This is a genomic window from Streptomyces sp. NPDC050625, assembly GCF_040654755.1.
Lineage (GTDB): Bacteria > Actinomycetota > Actinomycetes > Streptomycetales > Streptomycetaceae > Streptomyces.
The window spans coordinates 1-7,885 of record NZ_JBFAIQ010000083.1 but is presented as its reverse complement, the minus strand read 5'-3'; the positions used below and the strand labels follow the sequence as shown (position 1 = coordinate 7,885).

At 71.6% G+C, this 7,885-nt stretch carries 5 protein-coding genes and 1 pseudogene; all 6 read right to left on the bottom strand.

Going from position 1 to position 7,885, the window contains the following annotated elements; genetic code table 11:
* Window positions 1–10 precede the first annotated feature (10 nt).
* Complete coding sequence (locus AB0I54_RS47620; protein ID WP_363302663.1) at window positions 11–2,368, bottom strand: hypothetical protein; 2,358 nt, start codon at window positions 2,366–2,368, stop codon at window positions 11–13.
* A gap of 8 nt (window positions 2,369–2,376) precedes the next feature.
* On the bottom strand, window positions 2,377–2,955 hold the full coding sequence (locus AB0I54_RS47615; RefSeq protein WP_363302662.1) for a hypothetical protein: 579 nt from the start codon (window positions 2,953–2,955) through the stop codon (window positions 2,377–2,379).
* A gap of 212 nt (window positions 2,956–3,167) precedes the next feature.
* Complete coding sequence (locus AB0I54_RS47610) at window positions 3,168–3,296, bottom strand: hypothetical protein (protein WP_363302661.1); 129 nt, start codon at window positions 3,294–3,296, stop codon at window positions 3,168–3,170.
* A 607-nt stretch (window positions 3,297–3,903) separates the two neighbouring features.
* Complete coding sequence (locus tag AB0I54_RS47605; RefSeq protein WP_363302660.1) at window positions 3,904–4,959, bottom strand: replication-relaxation family protein; 1,056 nt, start codon at window positions 4,957–4,959, stop codon at window positions 3,904–3,906.
* Window positions 4,956–7,586: an ATP/GTP-binding protein gene (locus AB0I54_RS47600; protein WP_363302659.1), complete on the bottom strand. Its 2,631-nt coding sequence runs from the start codon at window positions 7,584–7,586 to the stop codon at window positions 4,956–4,958. The genes AB0I54_RS47605 and AB0I54_RS47600 overlap by 4 nt, the downstream gene beginning before the upstream one ends.
* Window positions 7,562–7,885, bottom strand: a pseudogene (locus tag AB0I54_RS47595) (hypothetical protein); the annotation flags it as partial. The pseudogene AB0I54_RS47595 and the gene AB0I54_RS47600, both read right to left, overlap by 25 nt.

The following is a 7,885-nucleotide window of genomic DNA, read 5'->3' as shown; positions in this document are numbered from 1 at the left end:
GGAGGCCACCTCACCGGAGTGGAGCCAGATCAACTCCGTACACCCGGAGCCACTTTTCATCCGTGCACTGGAGCCCAATCACGTGCTTACAAACATTCTCTTCTTCCGTCAGGGTGTGTTGGGTGAGGTGTCGGAAGGCGGTCCAGTCGCAGCGGATGTCGGGGTGGAGGCGGTAGGGGTCGTCGGCGTTGGTGCGGCGGGGGACGTACGGCTGGCCTTCGGGGGTGTTGCCGAGCGCGCGACGTAGTTGGTGAAGGCGGGCATTGAGGGTGGTAGCGGTCCAGGGGGTGGTGGGGTCCATGTCGGTGCAGAGGGCGTCGGCGGTGCGGCCGGGCCGGAAATACATCAGCGCGGCGAGCTGTGCGGTTTTGGGGCCGTGCCCGGTGTGGGGGACGCCGTCGACGTCGAGGGGGCCGAGGACGCGGATTTCGGGCGCGTGCGGGTCACCGATGCCGGCTGGCGCGGCCACGCCCGTGAGCCTGTGGTCCCTGTCTTGGGCAGGCGGGCGGTGGGCCTGAGGCGGTGTGCCGCTGGGCGCCCCGTCGTGGCTGCTGGCCGGACTTTGGTGGACGGCGGCATGACGAGGGTGTGGGGGTCGTTCGGGTTCGGCGGCGAGTAGGGCCGCGAACACCGCGTCGTCGCTGCCTGCACCCGGGGCCGGGACAGGTAGCTGGCTGGGCGTACCGGCGCGGCCGTCGTCGTGGCCCGGTGTCTCGACGGAGGCTGCCTCGGCTCGTGCTGCATGGCCGGCTGGGTGTGCAACGTCCCGCCTGGACAGGCCGGTTGTCGTCTGCGGAGACGGTTCGTCGGTTGCCGTCGCCGGTTTTGGGGGCTGGCGGGTGTGGGCGAGGGCGGTGGTGATCTGTGCGTAGGCGGTGTCGTCGACGCGCTGGAGGGTGATGTCGGCGCCGATGAGGTCGAGGTGCTGGGGCTGGCTGTCGGCGGCGTTGAGGATGACGGCGTGGGGGAAGAGGGCCCGGGCCGTGGAGGCGGGCGCGATGAGTGTGACCGGGACGGTACGGGTTCCTTCGATGAGGTCGGCGACCTGGTGGACGGTGTCCGTGTCGAGCGCGGTGGCGGACAGGATGAGGCAGGGCCGGTGGGGGAGGCCAGGGTGTTGGTGCGCTTCCAACAGCCGTTCGGTCAGCTCCTGCAGTGCCCGGGCTGGATGGCGGGTGTGGCTGATACCGCTGTCGGGCAGCAGGTGGGGCAGTGTCTCGCCGAAGCCGATGGCGAGAATATCGGCGCCGTCGGCCCAGGGGCTCATCGCATGTTCCAGAGCCAGGCAGGTGCACACCTGCGCGATGCGCACCGGGTCGCCCTCGAGTAGGAGTGCGGGGATGTGGGCGAGGTTGACCAGGACGAGGGCGTCGTCGCTGGCGTGGCCGATGGTGATGAGGGCCGGGTAGGGAGCGGGGACCTGGTGGGCCGGTTCGGGGGCCAGGAGTTGGGCGTCGGCGGGCAGCTCCCACCACCCCTGTGCAACCCCCGGCGTGAACGGGGGGCGGGGGCCTTCGGCGGGATCGTCCGGCAGGACCTGCAGCGTACGGGAGCCGACGCGGACAGCGCGCACGGCGGGCAGCTTGCCGTTCTCTTCTTGCGCAGCGTGGTGGGCGAGGGTGCGCAGGGCGAGGTCCAGTCGGGCCGTGCTGTCGGGTTCGCTGGCAGAGCGCAGCAGGGGTGGAGGGTTTGATGCGTGAGTGGCGTGGTCGGGCGTCGCGCCGTGCTTGCGGTGGTGTCGCCGCAGGATTCGCCGGGTTGCGAGGGCACCGGTGAGGGTAGCGGCGAGGAGTGCGGCGGCGCCCAGGACTTGAGCCAGTGTGAAGTGCCCGGTCTGGGGCGATTGTGGTGGGCGGGATGTAGCGGTGCTGGTGGCGGTGGAGGCCGTGGCGGGGCTGGACGGCTGGAGTGTGGCGGATGGGAAGGCGCTCGCGCTGGGCTGCCCGGTTGGTGTGCTGTCGCCTTGGGCGGGGGTGCGGCTGGGCGGGATGGCCGAGGCGGCGGGGTGGGATGAGGCGTGCCCGGGTGTGTGGGTGGCGGGGGTGCGGGTGCTGCCGCCGGGAGATGTGCTGCCGGGCTGTTGGCTGTGGCCGGGTGCTGTTCCGGTGAGGTCTTGGACGGCTTGGCGCAGTGCGGGGGACGGGGAGGTGAGGGACAGGATTTTCGGGTCGGCGAGGTGTGCGCCGGGGCGCAGGGCGAGGGAGGGTGTGGAGAGGTCTGGGGCGGGGGGCGGGGAGGCGGCGGTATCGCGTGTGCAGGCACAGGCCGTGGTGGGGGCGGGGTGGAAGATGTCGGCTGCGATGAGCAGGCTGGCGAGTGCGGGCAGGACAGCGAGCCAGGCCGCCAGGCGGGTTTGGAGGGGGGACATGGCGGGGTTCACCGGGAGAGGGTGAGGGTCGTGGACTCGAACAGGGGTAGTTCGAAGTCGACGGTTGTGGTGCTGGTGGGTGGTGCGGGGAACTGCATGAACACGGCGACGCTTTCGCGGCCGTTGAGTTGGGACAGGCCGGTGGTGGTGAGGGGGCGTGCGTCGGTGTCGCGCAGGACGTAGTAGCGCTTGCCGCCGGTGAAGTCGACGAGGGTGGCTCCGGCCAGGGAGGGGCCGTTCTTGAGGACAGCGGTTTCATTGCCCCGCAGTTCGGCGGGGACGACGACCAGGTCGGTACCCGTGTTCTTCAGCCGGCCGCGGACGGTGACGACCCCGGCTGTCCTGCGGGCTGAGGTGAGGGTCAGCTGCAGATGGTGCTGGCCTTTGAGGACGGCTGGCGGCACCTCCGGCTGTCCCTGCTGGGTGCGCGGCGCCGAGCCGTGCGCCGGTGAGGCGGAGGACGCCGCCACGGTGCGCTCCTGCGGCGTGCTGCCGCCCGAACAGCCGGCCGTTGTCAGCGTCAGCACTGCTGAGATCGTCAGCGTGGCCAGCCGTAAGCGCAAGGCCGTCCGGGGCCAGAAGGTCATGACCGTGCATCCTTTCCGTGAGCCGGGCGGACGGAGGGCGGAGCGTACGGGCACGTGGGGGTGGGGCCGTGGTGCGTCGTCGTCGCGGGGGTGGGGCCGGGCGCGGAAGAGGCCGGTGCGCCGGCTGCCGCACTGGCGGTGGTCCGCGCCCGCGTCGCGGCGGCGTCTGCCACGCCGCTCGGGGCGCCGGGGGACGAGCGGATCGTCGCGTGTCATCGGGCGGTGGTGGGGCGAGGCCAGACGGTGATGACGTCGCCGTCGAGGGTGACGCGCCGGCGGGGGAACTGGCTGCGTACCAGGGTGAGGTCGTCCACGTCGAACTCGCCGGCGGCGGTGGCCACCCACGCGTCTCCGATGCACGCCACGTCCACGGCGCAGGCAGGCCACACCGGGCCGGATAAGTCTTCTGTTGTGCGAATTCGACTAGCGGCATGACGCATCGCTGGTCCCCTTCCATTGCTTCCGTGGCAGAGTTTTCCGGGCGTGCACGGTGCACTTGTCATGCGATGGTAAACATTCGCGTAGGCAAATCTCAAGGGGTTTGGGGAAGTTGAGGAACTGCTGTCGTGACCCGCTCGATCGAGGCCCCTGTGCCCGAGGACGGGCGGCGCATGACCGCCGAGGAGACCGGCACGCAGACCGGCGGTGTGCAGGCCTTGGCTCGTCTGGATGCGGTGCCCTGTGGCTGGCGGTGGTCCGCGCCCTGTGCAAGCCGAGGCGCATGCGTCGCGGCGCTTGATGGTGGGCGCGACCGTACGGGTCGCCGCTTTGGTAGCCGATGCATCCGGCGCCGTACGGTCAGCCTCAGTGCACGGTCCCCGGTGAGTATCCCTGCCGGGGCTGCCCTGTACCCGGCGGAGCGCGGCCTGCGCAAGCACTGAACCGACCCCGCACGCGAGGTGTGATGCCCGATGCCCCCTGCTGCAGCGAGGGTGCTGCGCCGGCGCGTCACAGGTCAGTCCAGGGGCGGGGTTCGCCTCCGGCGAGGGGGACCCACACGTCGCCGGTGGGCCGGTGGTGTTCGAGGTCGTCGAGGAGGGCTGCGGCGAGGGGGACGTAGCGGCCGAGGGCGGCGACATGGGGGTGCTGGGCGGTCATGGCCTTCAGATCGCTGATGCGGTGTTCCAGGCGGTGGCGTGGGGCTCCGGTCAGGACGAACAGGACGCGGGGGAAGACGGGATACCAGCGCAGCCACAGCGGGCTCGAGCCGGCCGGCTTGCGGGCGTGCTGGCGGCCTACCGGCTGGGGTTCGTAGGACCACAGCCGCGCGTAGTCGATCAGTTTCGCGGCAAGGCGTTCGCTGGACATGGTGCTCCGGTCGACTTCGATGAACGCCCGCAGTTTCGTGCGCTGCCCCGTGCTGGTGAGGGTGTAGTGCAGGACGGCGTCGGCGGTCAGGCGGGTGTTTTCGCCGATGGGGTGACAGACCTCGGGTGTCCAGTCGAGGGGGCCGTGTTCGTCGCCGCGTTCGCGGGCGTCGGCGGCGAAGGCGAGGTGGGTGCGGACCACGGTGAGGGTGTGGGGGGTTTTGAGGGAGGCGGCGGTGGCGGACGTGATCGGATACGGGGGTCGGCCGCGCAGGGCGGGGTGGTCGCGGGTGAAGCGGACGCCGTCGGTGGTGAGGTACCAGGCGCGGGTGCGCTGGGAGCGTGGCAGTACGACGAAGTCGACGAAGCCTTTGTCGCGGAGCCGGTTCAGCGGCGTGCTGATTGTCTGCCGGGTGACTTCGGGCCTGAGCATCGCGTGGAGTTGAGCGGTGGTGGCCATGCGGTGCTGGGCGAGCGCGGTCAGCAGCCGCTGCGGGAGCCACTCGTGAGGGCTCGGCTGCCAGGTCTGCGCGCTGCCCAGGGCGCCGGTGACGTCCTGTATCGCGTCTGCATGCTCGATCGGCGCGCTGGGGGTGGTGCCGCTCGGGCCGCCGTCGGAGCCGCCATCGGCGTCGGCGCGGGCGCGGGTTGTGCTGTGGGTGCCGGTGGTGTCGGCGGTGGGCGGGGTGGTGGTCATAGGTATTCCGTCTCTTTCTGCAGGTTTACGGACGGACGGGTGGCGGGGGTGTGCTGGGTGAGGAAGCCGGTGACGCGGCTGAGCTGTTTTGCGGCGCGGTCGGTGAGCTGGTCCAGCGGGAGGGCTCCGGCGTTCGCCCGGGCGGCGCATTCCAGTGCGGGGACCTGCCGTGGGCGGGTGTGGTTGGTGAAGATGTCGTCGAGGTGGGGGCCGGTGATGCGGACGGGTCCGATGCGTCGGCCGTCGACCGTCAGCGACATGTAGTGCTCGTAGCGGTCCAGTGCGGCGACGTGGTCGGGGCTGGGGTTGTCGCCCCACTCGGTGGTGATCGGGGCGATCGCGGACTGCGATCCGGCGGCGGTGGCGAGCGTGGAGGCGTTCTGCACGAGTGACAGCCGCACCGCGGCCGGGAGGCGGGCCAGCAGTTGGGTCATGCCGTGGACGTGGACCTTGTACTTGCGGAAGTCCTCGAACATTGCTGCGATCGTCTCCGGGGCGGCGCCGGTGAGGGTGATCAGCTCGTCGAAGTAGGGGCGGAACGGCACGCGTTGGTGTTCGGGGGTGTCGCGGCGGGAGCGCACGGCGCGCAGCAGGTCGCGGGCGAGGAGCGCGGTCAGGAGCCGGTCGGTGGGCCCGCTGCCGCCCGGGCAGACCCACACGATCTTTTGGTGGTCCATCGCCCATCGGATGTTGTAGACGCCGACCGGCTGGCCCAGGAAGGCGCGGGTGATGGGGTTGGCGGCGAGGCGGGCGATCGGGTTGAGGACGACACCGAACGCATCGACGGGCAGCGACGGATAGACGGTCTGCCACCAGGACAGCGTTTCCTCGTCGAGCCGGCCGGACACGGCGGCAAGCGCCAGGCTGCGCACGTGGGGGTCGGTCAGCAGTGCCCGCACATGGAACAGCGTCATCTGGTCTTCGGGCCGCCCGGCCTGGCAGGCGGCCGCGTTGACGGCGGCCACGACGGTCAGGGCGTGGGTGAGGATCGTCAGGGCGCGGGGTGCGGTGGCATCGTCCCAGCCGAGGGCTGCGGCGAAGCCGTCGCAGGCCGCTTCGACCACCTCGTGCACGGCCTGGCCCTGGTGCATGCCGAGCGGATTCCACGAACTGACCCTGGGGGCCCGGCCGAGGGCGTTGAGGTCGATCAGTGCGATGCGTGGCAGGAGGTGGTCGTGGGCGAGGAAGGGCAGGGCGCGGGGCCAGGAGTCGCGGTGCGGGTCGAGGAACATCAGTCCGCCGCCGGCGTGGGCCCAGCCGATCGCCTGCGCGAGGGCGCGTTCGGTCTTGCCGCCGCCCGCCTTGCCCACCCCCACCTCGAACAGCGTCTCGTGCGCGTAGGTGGCGACCATGCGCCGGCGTCCGTCCGGTGCGCGGTAGATGCCCTGCAGCAAGAGCTCGGGGTTGGCGAATTCGAAGGCCGGCAGGTCTGCTGCGAGCAGCGGCAGCCGGCAGTTGACGGTGGGCGGCTTGAGCAGACCGGTGACCTCGTCCAGACGGATCCAGTTCGCGCGGGGCGGCTGGCAGTGCCCCAGGTCCCAGCGGCGCTCGAAACCGTGCCGGCTGGGCCACCGGTCGGCACCCACACGCCACGGGCCGATCCGCCAGCCGCGCATCGCCCACCGGGAGTGGCCGCCGAATACATCGAGGGCGGCCTGGAGTTGGGCGAGCCGGGCCTCGGCGCGGCCCTGGGTGTTCGAGGCGCACATCACCAGGAGCTGGACCCGGACGAGGTGGTCGTCCTCGGCGAGCTTGCCCAGCGCTTCGGCCGGTTCCACCCGGCGCGGCACCGGCGGCATGACCAGCCGTCGGCTGTTGCCCGAGCCGGGGTGGTCACGGAGGAGCTGCTGCAGTTGAAAGCCCAGGGAGTCCTCGATGCCGCTGGCGTCCTGCCGCAGCCAGCGGGCCGTGCGCTGTGCTTCGCGCCGCTCTGTCCGGCGGGCTGCACTCATCAGGTGCAGGCGCCGCGTGCGCAGCACCCATTTGGGGGCGCGCTGGAGGTCGAGCCGGACCTCCGCCAGGTCGCCCAGCTCGGCCTGCAGGTCGCAGACGGCGTCGATCAGAGGCTGCAGCGGGTCCGGGACGAGGGGGACCTCGCGCAGGGGGGCGCTGGGCTTGCCGCGGAGGATGAACTCCGCCCGCACCGTATGCTCACGGGGCTTGTCGGTGATCGGCCGGGCCCGGTTGACGGTGACGTCGGGTCCGAACGGGGTGATGGACAGCAGGCGTTCGCCGCCGGCGGGGCCCTCGATGCGGTAGCGCAGCGGTGCGGTGCCGTCGGCGCGCAGGCGGATCTGTACGGTCTTCGTGCGGCGGGGCGCCCACCATGGCATGCTGGTGGACGCGCGGGCGAGTTGGACGCCGCGCCGGAAGATTTCTTCGAGGCTGGGATCGAAGTGCCGGGCGGGGACGAGTTCGAGGGCCATCCGCTCGGCCGAGGCCTTGCGTGCCAGATGGCGCACCGCCAGCTCGCTTGCGGCCCACACCGCGATGATCGCCGCGGCCGGGAGCCACCAGTGGGTGACCAGCCAGCCGACCGTGTGGACGATGCTGGTCAGCAGGCCGAGTCCGGGGCCGGCTGCTCGTTGCTCGGCCCGGTCGCTCAGGTAGGGGACAACGGAGTCCACGTAGACACTCCCTTCTTTGAGGTGGTGCGGGTGAAGTGCCAGTCGGTGATGCGGCCGTCGGTGTAGGTGCCGCCGCGGTCGGCGCCGGCCCACACCAGATGGACCACCGCCTTGTTGGGACTGCCGGCGCGGCGGGCGATCGCGGCCTGGATGCGAAAGCGAGCGGTGGCGAACGCCGGGGCCAGGCCCTGGCCCGCGTCGGGAAAGACCGCCGGCCACTTCGCGCGGCCGATGCCGGTGGCGTCCGCGCGCCGCAGCGCGCGGGCGGCGGGGTGCAAATACCCGTCGGCGGCGGCGGG

Excerpts from the sequence above, each read along its gene's own strand:
- AB0I54_RS47605 (WP_363302660.1), bottom strand. The coding sequence starts at position 4,959 with ATGACCACCACCCCGCCCACCGCCGACACCACCGGCACCCACAGCACA.
- AB0I54_RS47620 (WP_363302663.1), bottom strand. The coding sequence starts at position 2,368 with ATGTCCCCCCTCCAAACCCGCCTGGCGGCCTGGCTCGCTGTCCTGCCC.
- AB0I54_RS47615 (WP_363302662.1), bottom strand. The coding sequence starts at position 2,955 with ATGACCTTCTGGCCCCGGACGGCCTTGCGCTTACGGCTGGCCACGCTG.